The following is a 15,980-nucleotide window of genomic DNA, read 5'->3' as shown; positions in this document are numbered from 1 at the left end:
GGGTTCGGGACCGACGTTCGAGTATGGAAACGAGCACGACGGCGTGTCCCGAATGCGAGGGTCGAGTGCACGCGGACGGCGACGAGGCGGTATGTAGCGAGTGCGGGCTCGTCGTCTCGGCGGACCGCATCGACCGCGGCCCCGAGTGGCGCAGCTTCGCGGACGACGACTGCGATCCGAGGCGGACCGGGGCGCCGTTGACGCGCTCGCGCCACGACCGCGGCCTCTCGACGGAGATCGGACACACGCGCGTGAAGGGGCGCAAGCGCCGGCAGTGGGCCCGGATGCGCAGACAGCACACGCGGGCGCGGATCTCCTCGAAACGGGACCGCAACAAGGTGTACGGATTCACCGAGATCCGGCGGATCGTCTCGGCGGCCGGGCTTCCCGAGTCGCTGCGCGATCAGGCGTGTTCGCTGTTCGAGTCGGCCCAGGACGCCGACCTGCTTCGCGGACGCTCGCTGGAGGGGTTCGCCGCCGCGGCGGTGTACGTCGCCTGCCGGGTCGCCGGCGTCTCGCGCACCCGCGGCGAGCTCGTCGCCGAGGCGAAGGCCGACGCCGACGAACTCCGCGCCGCCTTCGACGCGATGAACCGCGAGCTCGGCCTCCCCGTCGGACCCATCGATCCCGTCGAGTATCTCCCCCGGTTCGCCACGGAACTCGGGCTCGACGCCGCGGTCGAACGCGCCGCCCGCGAGTACCTCGATGTCGCCCGCGACGAGGGGCTCACGAACGGACGGAACCCCTGCGGCGTCGCCGCGGCGTGTCTGTACGCCGCCGCGCGCGACGGGGACGCCGACTGCACGCAGGCGGCCGCGGCCGACGTTGCGGACGTGACGCCCGTTACGCTCCGCTCGTCGTACGTCGAGCTTCGCGAGGAGTGACGGGGACCGGGTGACGGAGACCAGGCGAAACCGTCGGAGGCGACGGGAGCCGATTCCCTTCTTACGCGACCGCACAGCGCCGAACGGCCGCGGCGAGTTCATCGACCGCCCGCGCGGCGGCCGACTCGGCGTCCGTTTCCCCCACCGGCGTCTCGGTCGCGACCGACCGCGCGAGGCGCGGATCCGCCGGCACCGCGGTGGCGGGCGCCCCGAGCGCGCGTCCGACCGCCTCCGTGGGCGGGTCCTCGACGGCGCGGTTGAGCGCGACGGCCGCGAGCCCGCAGTCGAGTTCGCGGGCCAGCTCGCGCGCCGCGATCGCGTCCGCCAGCGCCCACCGCGTCGGCGACGCGACGAGGAGACAGGCATCGGCGACCGCAAGCGGCGCGCCCGCGTCGGCCCGCAGGCCGGCCGGCGAGTCCACGACGACGAACTCGTAGCCGCCGACGGCGACCGCCTCCCGAAGCCGGCGCACGTCCGCCAGTCGCGCCCCCGCGAGGGTCCGGCCGCACGGAAGGACGTCCACCGCCCCCGGCCGAACGGCCTCCGCGGGCGTCGCCCGGTCCGAGAGCACGTCGTGGAGATCCGGCCCGCGCTCGCGACCGCCCGGCAGGTCCGCCATCGCGAGGTCGGCGTCGACGACGAGCCCGTTCAGCGCGCCCGCGAGGTTGTACGCCAGCGTCGACTTGCCGACGCCCCCCTTCCCGCCGGCGACGGCGACGATCACGCGAGGCGCTCCAGCGCGTCGGTCGGCACGTCGACGGCCGCCGCCCGGGCCGCGAGCGAGTCGGCCCGGGCGGCAAGCCCCTCCAACGCGGTCGCGTCCAGCGCGACGAGTTCGGCCAGACCGTCGGGATCGGTGTCCGCCTCGAGCAGCCCCGTCGCGTCCGCGACCGACCCGTCCGCGAACGCCTCCGCCCGCGAGATCCGACCCTCGACGGTGTCGAGATATCGCGCGACCGCCGGGGGAACGTCCGTCGGCGCCGCCGTCGCCTCCGGCGGCGACTTCGACTCCCCGCAGTGGGCGGAGGTGGCCGCCGTTCCGGAGGGGTCGCTCGGGCGGTCAGGGGCCGCGGCGGCGCCGGCGGGGCCGGCGGCGCCGATGGCGATCGAGGCCGCGTCGGGGGGCGGTCTGTGGTTCCCCAAGTCGCCGATAACGGCGTCCATCGGGTCGGGCTCCGCGGCCGACGGATCCCCGACGGCGACGAGTTCGACGGGCGCGTCGTCGCTCGGTGGGTGATCGTCGGACGGACCGCGTTCGCCGACGGCGACCCGACAGGCGTACCCGAGGGCGAGGTCGGAGTCGGCGGCGACGACCCCGTCGTACCCGTCGTCCGACCAGCCCGGTTCGGGCGTACCGTGTCGCCGCGGCGGGAGCACCGGACCGGGGAGGCGGTTCTCGATGCGGACGCGGCGGGCGACCGGCTCCGTGTTGCGGACGCGGACGGCGACGAGCGCGACGCCGCCGGCTGTCGTGACCGTCGAGTCGAGCGTGACCGGCATGGTCGTGCTGGTCCCGGTATCGGCGATAAACGTCCGCACGGACCGCGCCGTCAGCGCGGGCACCACGGGCGTGGGTCGTGGGTCTCACTCGGCTCCGACGAGGACGACCGGCGCGCGGAGCCAGTCGCGTGCCGCGGTCGCGTCGACGAAGCGGTCGACTCCCACGACGACCGGGTCGGACCGCTCGGCGATGCGGATCGCGGCCGCGTGGGCGACGACCGCGTCGCCGTCGAAGTCGCCGGGGTCGTCGCCGACCTCGGCGTCCGCGACCCTGCCGTCGACTGGATCGACTTCGGAGTGAAACGCCGCGACCGCGTTCGCGAAGGCGGGATACACCTCGCGGGCGAGGTCGCGGCGCGCCTCCCGACGGCGGTTGGCGAGCGCGTCGCGCAACCGGAGGCGTCGCTCGCGGGCGTCGCGAACCGACCGCGAGCGTTCGGCGGCGCGGGCGAGCGCCTGGTCGGCGGCGACGCGCTCGGTCTCCGCCTCGCTCAGCGCCCGCGTCGCCGCCGCGAACTCCGCCCGCAGCGAGTCGACCGCCGTCGCGTCCGCGTCCTCGTCCGCGTTGCCGCTCGCGTCCGAATCGTCGCTCGCGTCGTGGGTCGTCCGCTCGCGCGCCTCCGCGAGCCGCCCGCGGAGCGTGGCCGCCCGCTCACGAAGCCGATCCACGTCGGCACCGGCGGCCGCCGCGCGACGCCGTGCGGCCGCCAGCGCGTCGCTCGCGTCGTCCGCGGTGTCCGCGCCGTCGGCGGCGTCGATCTCCTCGGCCGATTCATCGAGAGCGGTTCGGAGCCGACGACGCTCGTCGTCACCGGGATGCTCAAGGCCGCGCTCGCGGGCCGCCGCCGCGAGCGCGCGCCACAGGGACGGCGGCCGCTCCGTCAGCGTCGCCAGCGGGTCGTCCGGGTCGAGGTCGAGCGCGGCGCATGCGTCGTCGACCGATCCCGAACCCGCGGCGTCTCGCAGCGCCGCCGACTCCGACGGGGCGACACGAACGGCGAACCGCCGGGTCACAGCTCGGCGTCGCGCATCGCCGCCGGGTCGGGGTGGTCGGCGCCGACGGCGAACTTCGCGTACGGCGTGCTCGGCGCCTCGCGGTCCTCGTAGGCGACGGCCGCCTCGCGGACCGCCGGTCGCACCGCCGCGAACTCGTTGAACGGCTCCGTCCGCTCGACCTGCACGTCGGTCCCGTGTTTCGCCCGCAGGCGACACGCGAGGAAGGCGCCCAATTCCGTCTCGGCGAACAGCGCCGCCCGACCGAACCGCCGGACGAGGGTGTCGTCGTGGCTGCGACAGACGTTGCGGAGCGTCGTTCGCGCCGCGCGCGAGTACGTCACGACGAGTAGCATACACTCACAGATTCGGTTCACAATATAAACGTATTGAATCGTGTATCGAAGTCGGAACCGCCGTTCCCTACAGCGGTTCGACCGTCACGTCCTCGGGATCCATCTCGTCGTCGACGGCGGCGAGCGAGGCGATCCGATCGCGGGCTTCCTCGGGGTCGCCGGCGACGACGACGCGCCCCTCGCCGGGGCCGTCGACGGCGCGGTACGCCCGGCGGTCATCAACCTCGAACTCGGTGGCGTACGTCCGCAGCACGGTGGCGACGCGTCGCTCGGTGGCGGCGAGGTCGGCCTCGCCGTCCTCGAACGCGCGGATGGCGTCCTCGACGTTCCGGAGCGCGGAGATTCTATCCATCGGCGGTTACGTCGTCCGCACGTAGCCGGACTGCGGCTCGTAAATTTCCCCGCGCGTCCGGAGCTTCTCCAGTTCCTTCTCGGCCTTGCCGGCGTCCATCCCGACCTCGTCGGCCCGCTCCAGGATCGTGTCGACGGGCGCGCCGGGCTCGTCCTCGTACTCCTCGGCGATGGTGCCGATCAGCTCCTTGATGTTCTTGATCCGGTCGCGCTGGCTCTTGCTGGTCCCGGTCTCGACCACGTCGGCGTCGAACTGTCCGGTCTCGGGGTCGACGCCGATGTCCTGGAGACACGAGCGGACGATCTCGATCACCCGCGTCGCGTCCTCCTCCTCGACGGTGTCCGACAGGCGGACCCGCGCACTGGCCTCCGAGAGCCGGACGAGCGCCTCCAGCTTCCGGGCGGTGACGGGCACGGGGGCGTCCTCGTCGGCGCCCTTCGCCCGGAGGTCGACGTAGAACTCGCGGATCGCGGCCTTCGCCTCGTCGGTCATCGTGGGGTAGCAGTTGCGCTTGGCGTACGCGATGTACTTGCGCAGGAGTTCGGCGTCGATGACCGGCGCCACCTCCTGGGTCACCTCGTCGACCTCCTCCTGGGTGAAGTTCGAGGCCGCCATCTCCGTGCGCTGGGTGTTCAGCTCGCCAGCGTAGTTCGTCGTCAGGATGTGGTCCGCGAGCTTCGCGTCGTGGTCCGGGTCGGGGCTGTCCGTGACGGTGAAGATGAGGTCGAACCGCGAGATGAGCGCCGGTTCGAGGTCGATCTGCTCGCCGATGGGCTCGTACTGGTCGAAGCGTCCGTACTTGGGGTTCGCGGCGCCGAGGAGCGAACACCGAGATTTGAGAGTTGCATTTATGCCGGCTTTGGACACCGAGATCTGTTGCTGTTCGAGTGCTTCGTGCATGGCCGACCGATCTTCCGACCTCATTTTGTCAAGTTCGTCGACAGCGGCGATCCCCTTGTCCGCCAGGACGAGCGCACCCGCCTCCAGCGTCCACTGCTGGCCGTCGCCGAAGTCGTCGCGAACCGCCGCCGCGGTGAGCCCGGCCGAACTGGAGCCCTTCCCCGAAGTATAGACGGAACGTGGAGCGATATTTCGGATATATGACAGCATTTGCGATTTGCCGGTTCCGGGGTCCCCTATCAGCAGCATGTGGAGGTCGCCACGGATCCGTGACCCGTCCGGGAGGTGCTTCGTGACCCCCGAGAACAGCTGGAGGATCATCGAGAGCTTCTCCTGGTCGTAGCCGTAGATCGACGGCGCGACCGAGGCGACCATCTCCTCGTAGATGTCGTCGTGGGTCGAGAGTTCGAGGATCTCCTGTTTGTCCTCGTCGGTGATGTCCATGTCCTCGAACTCCTCGTCCTCGATGACGACCGAGATCCCCTCCATGTACGGGTCGAAGACGGTCGTCTTCTCCTGGCCGCTGGTCACCTGCTCCATCTCCAGGCGGCCGACCACGGTGACGTGGTCGCCCGGCGTCACCTGCCCGCAGATGTCGTCCTCGAGGTTCACGTCGATACTTTGGGGCGTCTCGCCGCCGCGGAGGCCCTCGGGCGACTCCTGGACCCGGAGCTGCTGGGAGTCGATGAACTTCGACTCGTTGTTGTTGACGCGGAAGGGACCCTGGCGCTCACAGCCCTGACACTCGTGGGGCTCCTGGAAGCCGGAGTCGTTCTGCGGGATGTACGTCATCGTCCCGCAGCGCTGGCACTCGAAGGCCGCCTCGGTGATCTTGGGGCGCACGTCCGTCGCCTTGCGGACGATGCCTTGCACCGCGACCATCGAGCCGATGTGGTCGTTGCTGACGCGGATGCCGCGGATGTCGATCGTGTTCTCGCGCGGGAGCCCGCGCATGCGGACGTGCGCCTGCCCCAGCGAGATGTCGACCGGGAGGTCGTACGTGCGCAGCGCCTCCTCGGCGATCTCCTGCATCTCTCCCGGGCGGTTGAGGTAGCGCTCGGCGAGGTCGGGATCGAACGTGTACAGGTCGTCGTACTCGACGTACAGCGACCGCTGTTCCTTCGGGTAGTTCTGGGCGAGGCGGGCGATGTCGTCGCTGTAATAGGTCCGGTAGAAACTGAGGAACGCGTCGACGTCCTGCCCCTCGGAGACCTGACTCATTGCACAGAGGTAGCCACCTCATCGGGTAAGAACTGTCGCCTCTCGGTGGAAGTAATGAGGCGGGAGCGGTCAGTTCGCGATGTCGTCGGGCCAGCGCTCATCGAACTCGTAGTCTTCCGCCCAGTTGATGCGACTGTCCTCCTTTTTCGGCTCTTCGACCCGGAAAGAGATGGTTACGTCGTATTCGTCGCGACGAACGAGGTATAGCGTGTCGAGTTCGTCGCACTGGACCAGAACAAGATCGGTTTTAGTTGCGTCCGGAACGACGTTCGCCTTCCCGTCGAACCGAATTCGTCCCTCTATCAGGTAGCCGGGAGTGATCGTGGTTCGATAGTACCCGCCGTTGGGTGATTCGACGAGCAGGTCGTACGGGCGATCCGTCGTCGGTTCGTGTACCCCTATCCCAGCGTCTTCAAGCGTCTCGATCACTCGGCGACCATCCTGCTGGGGGAGCGATATCGTCTCGGGCGGCCAGTTATTGTCGAACTCGTAGTCTTCCGCCCAGTTCGTTGTCCGGTGGTTCTGCTTTCCAGCCTCGGTTCGTAGAAATACTCTCGACCCAACCTCCGATTCGGGGAGCAGATACATCGACTCGAGTTCGTGACAGTATCCAATAAAGAAATCAACGTCATCCTCGTACCGCTTGTATACGTTGCCGCTTCCGTTTGTATGCTGTGAGACGCCACGGATGGTGAGTCCGTTCCCTTCGTAGGCAGCGGTTTTCACTTGAATTGAAAAATAGCGATCGTCCCAGGGGAGTACGAAATCGTACCGTTCGTTGTCGTTCATCGGGCGGAGAACCGGAATTTCACGGCGTGTTAATTCGGCGACGACGACGGCCTCGGTGTAATCGCCCTTCCGATGACTCGGCATTTCGTCCAGCGGGTGCATAGGCTGGTTGGTTCGCTATCGTATATGAATTTGAGCGAGGGCAGCAGGAAGTGGGACCGCCCAGATTTGAACTAGGGGCTTGAGCACCCAAGGCTCAGAGGTTACCAAGCTACCCCACGGTCCCGTGTATCAACGATTCCCGTCGATTGACTAAACCGTTCCGTTCGCCTCGCCCCGCGAGCAACCCACAGTCCGATCGCGACTGCGAGCACCCCTCAGCACCATCTCCAACCCCTCACAGCCCCAGTCCGAACACGACCGGGATCCCCAGAGTCGTCACGACCGCGAACAGGGCCTGCAGTGGAGCTCCCACGCGCAGGTAGTCGGTGAAGCGGTAGCCGCCGGGACCGTACACGAACAGGTTCGTCTGGTAGCCGACGGGCGTCATGAACGCCGTCGATGCCGCGAACGTCACCGCCATGGCGAACGCGAGCGGGTTCGCGCCGAGGGTCGCCGCGACCTGCAGGGCGACGGGGATCATGAGCACGACGCTGGCGTTGTTCGAGATGACGTTCGTGAGCAGCGCCGTCACCACGTAGAACGCACCGAGCAGCGCGATCGGGGAAAGCACGTCCGCGCTCGCGACGATCGCGTCCGCCAGCAGCCCCGCGGTCCCGGAGGTCTGCATCGCGATGCCCAGCGGGATGACGCCGGCGAGCAGGAAGACCACGTCCCACTCGACGGCCTCGTACACCTCGCCGGGCTTCAGACAGCCCGTGAGGACCATCGCGAGCGCCCCCGCGAGCGCCGAGACGACGATCGGCACGAGGTCGGCCGCGGCCAGCCCGATCACGAGCGCGACGATCCCGGCGGCGACGACCGTCCTCGACCGGCGGTAGTCGTGCGTCTCGATCTCGCGCGCGAGGATGAAGTTCCGGTTGGCGTCGAGGCGTTCGATCGAGGGCTCGCTCGCCTGCACGAGGAGGGTGTCGCCGACGCGCAGGGGAATGTGATCCATGCGCTGGCGGACCAGCTCGCCGCCGCGCCGCAGCGCCAGCACCGTCGCGTCGTAACGCTGGCGGAAGCTGGCGGAGGCGAGCGACTCGCCCACCAGCGACGACCCGGGCGCGACGACGACCTCGACGAGGTTCTGCGTCTCCTCGGCGGTCTCCAGCTCCGCCTCGTCGACGACATCGGGGATGAGGTCGAGCCCCTCCACGTCGAGCAGGTCGACCAGCGTCGCCCGGTCGGTTCGCACGGCGAACACGTCGCCCGCGCGGATCTCCTTTTGCCCGAACGGTTCGAGGAACGTCCGGTTGCCGCGGACGAGTTGGACGAGGTCGACGTCGAACTCCGTCGCCGAGAGCGCCGTCTCGACGCGCTGGCCCACCAGCGGCGAGTCCTCGCGGACGACGACCTCGGTGAGGTAGTCGGCCATCTGGAACTCCTCGGTGAGGTCCGCGCGCGGCGCGATCCGGGCGGGCGTGAGCCACCGGCCGACGGTGAGCAGGTAGATCGAGCCGACGACCAGCAGCACCGCGCCCAGCGGGAGGAACTCGAACATCCGGAACTGCCGTGCCACGTCGGCCGGCGCGAGCGTCGCGTACAGGTCCGACGCGAGGATGTTCGTGGAGGTGCCGATGAGCGTCAGGGTCCCGCCGAACATCGACGCGTAGCTCAACGGGAGCAGCAGCTTCGAGGGCGAGGTCTTCCCGCGCTCGGCCAGGTCGATCACCATCGGGAGGAGGATCGCGACGGCGGCGGTGTTGTTGATCAGCCCGGAGATCGGGCCGACGACGCCGATCGTCGCGCCCAACTGCTTCGTCTCGTCGCCTTTGGTGAGCCGGGCGATGAACGCGCCGAGCCGCTGGACGATGCCGGTCATCCGCACGCCCTCGGAGAGGACGAACATCGCGAGCACCGTCAGCGTCGCCGGGTTCGCGAAGCCCGACAGGCCCTCCTCGACGGAGACGAGTTCGAACGGCTCGGCGAGCAGCCCGACGTTCGCGAGCGCGAGCGATGCCGGGCCCGAGAGCAACAGCGCGACGAGAATGCCGATCGCGGTGATGTCGACCGGCACGGGTTCGGTGACGAACAGCACGAGCGCCGCGAGGATCACCGCGAAGACGAACAGGATCTCGGGCGCGAGCACGCCGAGTCCGACACCGGCTGCGGGCAAAAAGGGTGCGGGACCGGACCGGCACGGCCGCCACCCGGCCTCGTCCGCGGTCCGCGTTCGCACGGTTCGACAATCGGACGCGGGGTTATCCGGGTCGGGAGCCAACTCCGGGGGAATGGCAGACGACAAACGCGGCCGCGACAAGCAGGCGCACGACGCCGAGAAGCGCCGACAGGAGCGGGCCCTCGCCACGGAGATGGAGCGATACGACGAGGCGGAGCCGCCGGTCGACGCGGACGTCCTCTCCGATATCGAACGGGATCTCGAGTCGGTGGAGTTCCCCGCGCCCGGATCCGAGGTCGTCGATGCGATCGGCGAGCGCGAGATCCCGACCGACGACGGGACGTACGCCGTCGAGGCGCTCCTTCCCGACACCGACGAGGAGGTGTTCGCCTCCGCCGCGGCCGTCCGAGTCCGGATACAGCGGCCGACAGTCGCCGCGGCGATGAAGCGGATCGCCGAGACCGTCGGGTCGATCCGGGAGCTGGAACTCGCCGGCTCCCAACGGGACGGCTACGAGCGAACGTTCAGGGAGCTCGTGGACATCGATCCGATCGACGAGAACGAGGGGATCCCGGTCGTCGCCGACTGGATCGTCGAGCGGATCCGCGAGGATCGCGAGCTTCCCGGGTCCCGGTCGGTCCGGCGACGGGCGGCCGAGTACTGCCGGGCGAACGGCTACGAGGTCCGGAACGACGAGTGGCTCGGCGTCTGACGGGAACGCCTGACCCGGCGGGGTCACGCAACGGTCCGCCTTCGCGATCTGGGATCAGTCCCGGTCGAGGTACTCGTCGAGCGCGTCCTCGATGAGTTCCGTGACGCGCTCGGCGTACGTCCACAGCGCCGCGTTGATCCGCTCTTCGGTCTCGTCGTCGAGGTCGTCCATGCCGCGCAGCACCGAGTCGCTCGTCACCTGCGGGTGATACACGCAGACGACGCCGAGCGCGTCGGTCGATCGCCCGCCGTCGGCCGAGTGGATGCCGTACCGGTCGGTTCCCCAGACGCCGTCGCCGCCGTGTCGTTCCAGGCGCGAGTCGACCGCATCGAGCAGTCGGAGCTCCTCCTCCGAGAGGATCGGGTCGTCGCCCTCGAACAGCTCGGCGTACGCCTCGACGCGGGCGCGGTCCGTCCACCCGTCGAGCTGTGATCGAACCTCGCGAACGAGCTGTCGGCTGGCGGATGCGTCGGCCATGTCCGGATGACGGCCGCGACGGCAATCAACCTTGGTACAGGCTCCGACACGTTCGGAACGCGACTGCGGTCGGTTCCCACCGGCGGTCGGACGGCCGACCGTCGATCGCCCCCGGTCGGTTACAGCTCCTCGTCGGCCAGTTCCATGTCCGCGACGATCTCGTAGGGGTGGTGGTCCTTCCGGATCCCGTCGAGGATGCGGAACGCGTCGTCGGGCGCGAGGAAGTGCTCGGCGACGGCGCGACCCAGCGGCGTCGGGTCGAACCCGTCGATGAACTCCCACTCCAGCAGCTTGCCGACCGCGTGGGTCGTCGGCACCTCGCCGATCATGCGGTCGTTCAGCCGCTTGGCGCGCTTGCCCGCGACGACGACGTTCGCGAGCGTCTCCTCGGCGGCGGAGGCCGTGTCGTACACCGTCTTCACGTCCTCCATCTCGCCCTTGAGGAGCTTGAACGCCGTCTCGTCCTCTGTCCCTTCCATGGAACTGTGGTAGCTGGCGTCGGGTTCGACGAGCACGTACACCTTCCCCTCGTCGTGGTAATCGGGGCGGCCCGCGCGGCCGAGCATCTGCTCGAACTCCTGGACGGAGAGCCACTCGATCCCCATCGCGAGGGTGTCGAAGATCACCTGCGAGGCGGGGAAGTCGACGCCGGCGGCGAGCGCGGCGGTGGTGACGACGGCCGCAAGCTCCTGATCGCCGAACTTGCGCTCGACGGTCTTGCGGCGCTTGTAGTCGAGCCCGGCGTGATACGGTGCGGAGTCGTACTCCAGCTTCCGGGAGATCTCGTGACAGCGTCTGCGGGAGTTGGTGAAGATGATCGTCTGGCCGCGGTACCCCTTCGAGGATTTCGTGTCGAACTCGCGCCTGACGAGTTTCTTCTCGATGTCGACCTTCTCGCGTTCGCCCGCGAAGGTGACGTGGCGCTCGATGGGGACCGGACGCTCCTCGAACTCGATGAGCCGCGCGCCCAGCCGCTTCGCGAGGAACTCGGGGTTGCCGACGGTCGCCGAGAGGTACACCCACTGCGCCGAGGAGCCGCGGTTCTCGGAGTAGTGCTTGAGCCGGGAGATCATCCCGTCGAGGCGGTGGCCGCGCTCGGGTTCCTTCAGGGTGTGGACCTCGTCGATGACGACCGTGCCGATGTCGCCCATGTCCTTGCCCGTCCGGAGGGCGTGGTCGATCCCCTCGTAGGTGCCGACGATCACGTCCGCGTTCGGGTCGAAGCGGTTGCCGTCGTCGTTGATCCGGGAGGCGCCGACGCGGATCGTCACGTCGAGCACGTCGCCGTAGCGGTCCTCGAAGTCCTCGTGTTTCTGGTTCGCGAGCGCGACCAGCGGGACGAGAAACAGCATCTTCCCCTTCCCGTTGAGCGCGTTGTTCACGCCCGCCAGCTCGCCGACGAGCGTCTTCCCGGTCGCCGTCGCCGAGACGACCAGTTGGTCGTCGCCGTCGAACAGGCCGTTCTCGACGGAGAGGCTCTGCACCGGCAGCAGCTCGTCGAACCGGCCCTCGACGCGCTCCTGCAGCGCGGGGTGCAGCGAGAGGGAGTCGGTGGTGACGGGGTCGATCTCGTCGGTCGTCGCGGAGATGGTGTCGAACTTCGTGAGGTCGGGGTCGAGGTTCCCCTGCAGGAGGTTCGTGATGCGTTCCAGATCCTGCACCTCGAACAGGAGGTCCTCCAGGCGGTCCTGCGCGTTGCCGGTAAACTGGCCCTTGTAGGAGAGTTCGCGTTCGAGCTCGCGCTTCGCGCAGTCGGGGCAGATCCAGTCGCGGTCGGCCTTCACCGCGGTGTCGGCGGTGACCGGCGAGTAGCGCCCGGCGTTGGCGCAGTAGCGGCAGGTGCGCACCTGCTTGGCGTCGAGCTGGTAGGCGTCGAGCATCTCGACGAGCCGGTCACGGGGGCGTGCGTCGGTCTGCTCGGAGATGCGGATGCGGCGCGCGTTGCGCGCGAGCTCGACGAACTGGTCGGGCTGGCGGGGCTCCTCGCCGCCCTTGCGCTTGACGCGGAAGCGACGCGGCCGCGGGCCGGCGTCGGCCTCCTTGAGTTCGAGGACGCCCTGAAGGACCCGAGAGCCGTCGCGCTCGACGACGACGGTGAACTCGTCGTCGTCGCTGCGTTCGTGGAGGAACAGGGTCTCGACCTGCGGGAGTTGCTCGGACACGGTGATCGCTTGGGTCGTGGTAGGCGGATGCGGTATTTCAGGGATTCGGCTCCAGTGTGTGAGTGTGTGACGTGATCTGCATCGGGATCGGTTCGGCTGGTGCTGTCGTCGTTGTGGTCGTTGCTGTTCTCGTCGTTATTGTTGCGAGGAACTGGACGACCGCGAAAGCCCCTCCCAGTCTCGTGGCCTGCGACACACGCCGCGCTCCTCGGCTCGCGTCACTTCGTTCCGCTCGCCTGCGGTGCTTGCGGTGTCTCGGCTCACGAGACTGGGAGCCCCTTTCAGTCCCACCCGACAGCACCGCACCGCCACCACACCCTCCCCAGCCGATTCAGTCGTCGCGCTCGCTTCGCTCACGGACTCCCTCATCCCTCGCGCGCGTCCGCCGCGGACGGAGCCGCGGCGGCGCGCGCCACCGCAGACGCCGCCGGCACCCAGGAAACGCTACTCCTCGTCCAGTACACGTATCGTGTCGTCGCCGTGGGGGACCACGCAGATGAACGCCGCCGCCTCGTCGCCGTCGTTGCGGTACCAGTGTGGCACGCCCGCGGGGATGAGCAGCGCGTCGCCCGCGCTCACGGTGTGCTCCTCGCCGTCGAGCCCCACCGTGTACTCGCCCGCGAGCACGTACTGCTCGTGTTCGACCTCGTTCGTGTGGTTTGGGACGTGCGCGCCGGCCGCGAGCTCGAACCGCCGCATCGCGAAGTGGGGGGCGCCGTCGGACTCGTCGATGAGCACGCCCTTCGACATCCCCCCGCCGGCGTCGACCTCGCTCATCGCGAGCTCGGCGCCGCGCTGTACCACCGGCTCCGTCGTCGATCCGTCGGTCGCCGGCCCGTCCGTCGTCGCGTCGGTCTCGGCCATGACCGTCGCTTTCGCGCGATAGGAGATAAATCTCGGCGACCGGGTTTATACGCGATGAGGGACAACTCCGAGACATGCGAGGAATCCGTGTCGGGCGGGTCGCCGGTATCCCGATCCAGCTGAACTGGACGTTCCTTCTGATCCTCCCGCTGTTCGCGTATCTCATCGGGAGCCAGGTCGGGGAGTTCTCCGGCATCGTCGCCGACACGTTCGGCGTCGCCATCCCGGCGGAGGCGCTCACCGCCGGCGCGCTCCCGTGGGTGCTCGGCACCGCCGCCGCCATGGGGCTGTTCGTCTCCGTTCTCCTCCACGAGTTCGGCCACTCGCTCACCGCGATGCACTACGGCTACGAGATCAAGGCCATCACGCTGTGGCTGTTCGGCGGCGTCGCCCAGTTCGAGGAGATGCCCGAGGACTGGAAACAGGAGTTCACCATCTCGATCATGGGTCCGGTGGTGTCGGTCGCGCTGGGACTCGTCGCCTACGCCGTGCTCGTCGGCGTCGCGCTCCCCCCGACGGTCGCGTTCGTCGTCGGCTACCTCGCGCTGATGAACCTCGTGCTCGCGGCGTTCAACATGCTCCCCGGTTTCCCGATGGACGGCGGCCGGGTGCTGCGCGCCCTGCTCGCTCGGAACCGTCCGCACGCGCGGGCGACCCAGATCGCCGCCGAGGTCGGGAAGGTGTTCGCGTTCCTGCTGGGGCTGGTCGGGCTGTTCGGCGGCAACTGGCTCACCGTCGGGCTCGCCTTCTTCATCTACATCGCCGCCTCCAGCGAGGCCCAGCAGACGACGATGCGCGCCGCCTTCGAGGGCGTCGCCGTCGGCGACATCATGACGCCACGCGAGGAGCTCCACACCGTCGAACCCCGGACGAGCGTCGCCGAACTGATGGAGCGCATGTTCCGCGAGCGCCACACCGGCTACCCGGTTCTGAAGAACGCGAACCTCGTCGGAATGGTCACCCTGGAGGACGCCCAGGGCGTTCGCGAGGTGGAGCGGGACGCCTACACCGTCGAGGACGTGATGGAGACCGACATCGCCAGCGTCACCCCGCGGGCCGACGCCCTGACCGCGCTGGAGACCATGCAACAGCGCGGCGTCGGCCGCCTCCCGGTCGTCGACGCCGACGGCGAGCTCGTGGGGCTCATCTCGCGGACCGACCTCATGACCGCGTTCAACATCATCCAGCAGGGCGGTCGGGAGTCGCTCGGCATCGGCCGAGAGACGGGACCGCTCCCCGATGTCGGGGGACAGGGCCTCTGACGGCGGCATCGGGACACGAGCACCGGCCCGCCGATACCGTCGCGTCGACAGCGTCGCACCGACATCGACCCGCCGAGATCGACCGCGCCCGTCGTCTCCCGGGTGTTCACTCGTCGCCGCCGAGCGGCAGCACGAACCCCTCGACGAACGCGTCCCCGTCGGCCGCGTCGCCGCCGGGGACACCACGGCCGCGCTCCCACACCCGGATGACATCCCCGTCGGCTCGGCGAGCGCGGTAGGTGAACTCGAACGGGTCGCCGGCCGACAGCGACGCCTCCATCGCGTCGTGGGTCCACTGGCGGTCCTCGGGGTGAACCACGTCCTCGGCGTACGTCAGCTCTCCTCGCTCGAAGGCCTCGGGCTCGTAGCCGAGCAACACGGTCACGCCCGGACCGACGACCTCGGCGGGCCACCCCGGGGCCCGCCGGCATCGGTAGAACATCGCGTCCGGGCGGGCGGGCGCCGAGGTGTCCCCGGGCGTCGGCGCCGCGACCGCGGCGCCGGCGGCGACGCACAGCCGGTACAGTCCACGCGTGAGCGATCCGAGCGCGTCCGCGCCGCCCTTCTCGTACGTCGGCGGCGCGTCGCCCCGCCGCACGGCCCGCGGGCGCCCCGTGAACAGGACGAACGGAAGCGACGGATGCGTCTCGCGGACCCGTTCGTACAGTTCCAGTCCGGACAGCCCCGGCATCTCCAGGTCGCTGAGCAGGCAGTCGTACGGCTCGCGATCGAGCGCCGCCAGCGCCGCCTCCGCGTCGGGGACCCGGACGACCGAGTCGACCCACGCCTCGCGCTCGAGCGCGAGCGTGACGACTTCGGCGAGTGCGTCGTCGTCCTCGGCGTGGAGGACCCGCAGCGGCTCCGTCGCACCGGGGGAGGTCATCACGCGCACCACGAGCCGAGTTCACCAAAGAATACCGATCCGACACGTCGCGGCCGCTGTCGAGTGTCGAAACCGGACCGGGTGCGAGAATTGACCCTCGGCCGTTCGCGGACCATCGGCTGCTCACGTTCGTTCGCAGCCAGAGGAGTCCAGGTGCGAGAATTGAACCCGCGTCTCAGCCTCCACAAGGCTGAAGGATAGTCCACTACCCCAACCCGGACACGCACCCGTAGGTAGCCGGGTGTGACTCAAATACGTTACGACTCCGCGGGTGTGCCTGCATGCGATGCACACGCACGCAAGGGGCCGCCGCACATGAGGGGACCGCGGCCGACACCCGCGGCGACACGGAACAGGCGGGAAGTGCGGGAGACGGGGACGCCCCGCGGCGAGTGACCGTC

Annotated in this window: 15 protein-coding genes and 2 tRNA genes; 3 read left to right on the top strand and 14 right to left on the bottom strand. The window is 69.3% G+C overall.

All coding sequences use genetic code 11. The annotated features are described in order from the left end of the window. The first annotated feature begins 23 nt into the window (after positions 1 to 23). Positions 24 to 884: a transcription initiation factor IIB gene (locus K6T36_RS10095; RefSeq protein WP_222921167.1), complete on the top strand. Its 861-nt coding sequence runs from the start codon at positions 24 to 26 to the stop codon at positions 882 to 884. A 61-nt stretch (positions 885 to 945) separates the two neighbouring features. Here the strand turns inward: K6T36_RS10095 and K6T36_RS10090 are convergent, their stop codons facing one another. From K6T36_RS10090 to K6T36_RS10050, 9 genes are all read right to left on the bottom strand, one after another. After that, positions 946 to 1,608, bottom strand: a complete 663-nt coding sequence (locus tag K6T36_RS10090; RefSeq protein WP_222921166.1) for a MinD/ParA family ATP-binding protein — start codon at positions 1,606 to 1,608, stop codon at positions 946 to 948. Then, positions 1,605 to 2,384: a DUF7857 domain-containing protein gene (locus K6T36_RS10085; protein ID WP_222921165.1), complete on the bottom strand. Its 780-nt coding sequence runs from the start codon at positions 2,382 to 2,384 to the stop codon at positions 1,605 to 1,607. Before K6T36_RS10085 ends, K6T36_RS10090 begins: the two co-directional genes overlap by 4 nt. 84 nt (positions 2,385 to 2,468) lie before the next feature. Continuing rightward, complete coding sequence (locus K6T36_RS10080) at positions 2,469 to 3,398, bottom strand: DUF7856 family protein (protein WP_222921164.1); 930 nt, start codon at positions 3,396 to 3,398, stop codon at positions 2,469 to 2,471. Further along, on the bottom strand, positions 3,395 to 3,733 hold the full coding sequence (locus K6T36_RS10075; RefSeq protein ID WP_222921163.1) for a DUF7855 family protein: 339 nt from the start codon (positions 3,731 to 3,733) through the stop codon (positions 3,395 to 3,397). Before K6T36_RS10075 ends, K6T36_RS10080 begins: the two co-directional genes overlap by 4 nt. 67 nt (positions 3,734 to 3,800) lie before the next feature. After that, positions 3,801 to 4,085, bottom strand: a complete 285-nt coding sequence (locus K6T36_RS10070; protein ID WP_222921162.1) for a DUF7854 family protein — start codon at positions 4,083 to 4,085, stop codon at positions 3,801 to 3,803. 6 nt (positions 4,086 to 4,091) lie between these two features. Further along, complete coding sequence (locus K6T36_RS10065; protein ID WP_222921161.1) at positions 4,092 to 6,206, bottom strand: minichromosome maintenance protein MCM; 2,115 nt, start codon at positions 6,204 to 6,206, stop codon at positions 4,092 to 4,094. 69 nt (positions 6,207 to 6,275) lie between these two features. Beyond that, positions 6,276 to 7,097, bottom strand: coding sequence for a group I intron-associated PD-(D/E)XK endonuclease (locus K6T36_RS10060; protein ID WP_222921160.1), 822 nt, complete (start codon positions 7,095 to 7,097; stop codon positions 6,276 to 6,278). A gap of 51 nt (positions 7,098 to 7,148) precedes the next feature. Next, positions 7,149 to 7,221, bottom strand: a tRNA-Pro gene (locus tag K6T36_RS10055). A gap of 111 nt (positions 7,222 to 7,332) precedes the next feature. Beyond that, positions 7,333 to 9,174 (bottom strand): SLC13 family permease, encoded by a 1,842-nt coding sequence (locus tag K6T36_RS10050; protein ID WP_345778306.1) that lies wholly within the window; start codon positions 9,172 to 9,174, stop codon positions 7,333 to 7,335. Between the two features lie 157 nt (positions 9,175 to 9,331). Here K6T36_RS10050 and K6T36_RS10045 point away from each other — a divergent pair, with 157 nt between their 5' ends. Then, positions 9,332 to 9,931, top strand: a complete 600-nt coding sequence (locus tag K6T36_RS10045; protein WP_222921159.1) for a DUF5789 family protein — start codon at positions 9,332 to 9,334, stop codon at positions 9,929 to 9,931. 54 nt (positions 9,932 to 9,985) lie between these two features. On the opposite strand, the gene K6T36_RS10040 is transcribed toward K6T36_RS10045, so the two are convergent. From K6T36_RS10040 to K6T36_RS10030, 3 genes are all read right to left on the bottom strand, one after another. Continuing rightward, entirely contained in the window at positions 9,986 to 10,408 is a 423-nt protein-coding gene (locus K6T36_RS10040; RefSeq protein ID WP_222921158.1) for a DUF7539 family protein, read from the bottom strand. Between the two features lie 119 nt (positions 10,409 to 10,527). Next, positions 10,528 to 12,570: a DEAD/DEAH box helicase gene (locus tag K6T36_RS10035; RefSeq protein ID WP_222921157.1), complete on the bottom strand. Its 2,043-nt coding sequence runs from the start codon at positions 12,568 to 12,570 to the stop codon at positions 10,528 to 10,530. A gap of 444 nt (positions 12,571 to 13,014) precedes the next feature. Beyond that, entirely contained in the window at positions 13,015 to 13,434 is a 420-nt protein-coding gene (locus tag K6T36_RS10030; protein ID WP_222921156.1) for a cupin domain-containing protein, read from the bottom strand. 74 nt (positions 13,435 to 13,508) lie between these two features. Here K6T36_RS10030 and K6T36_RS10025 point away from each other — a divergent pair, with 74 nt between their 5' ends. After that, the gene (locus tag K6T36_RS10025) at positions 13,509 to 14,696 is read left to right on the top strand and encodes a CBS domain-containing protein (RefSeq protein WP_222921155.1); all 1,188 of its coding nucleotides are present in this window, start codon (positions 13,509 to 13,511) and stop codon (positions 14,694 to 14,696) included. A 106-nt stretch (positions 14,697 to 14,802) separates the two neighbouring features. Here the strand turns inward: K6T36_RS10025 and K6T36_RS10020 are convergent, their stop codons facing one another. Together K6T36_RS10020 and K6T36_RS10015 are read right to left on the bottom strand one after the other, a co-directional pair. Next, positions 14,803 to 15,579, bottom strand: coding sequence for a response regulator (locus K6T36_RS10020; protein ID WP_222921154.1), 777 nt, complete (start codon positions 15,577 to 15,579; stop codon positions 14,803 to 14,805). A gap of 147 nt (positions 15,580 to 15,726) precedes the next feature. Next, a tRNA-His gene (locus K6T36_RS10015) sits at positions 15,727 to 15,799 on the bottom strand. Positions 15,800 to 15,980 lie beyond the last annotated feature (181 nt).

The organism is Halobaculum roseum, assembly GCF_019880245.1.
Taxonomy (GTDB): domain Archaea; phylum Halobacteriota; class Halobacteria; order Halobacteriales; family Haloferacaceae; genus Halobaculum; species Halobaculum roseum.
This window is presented reverse-complemented; position numbering and strand designations above follow the sequence as displayed.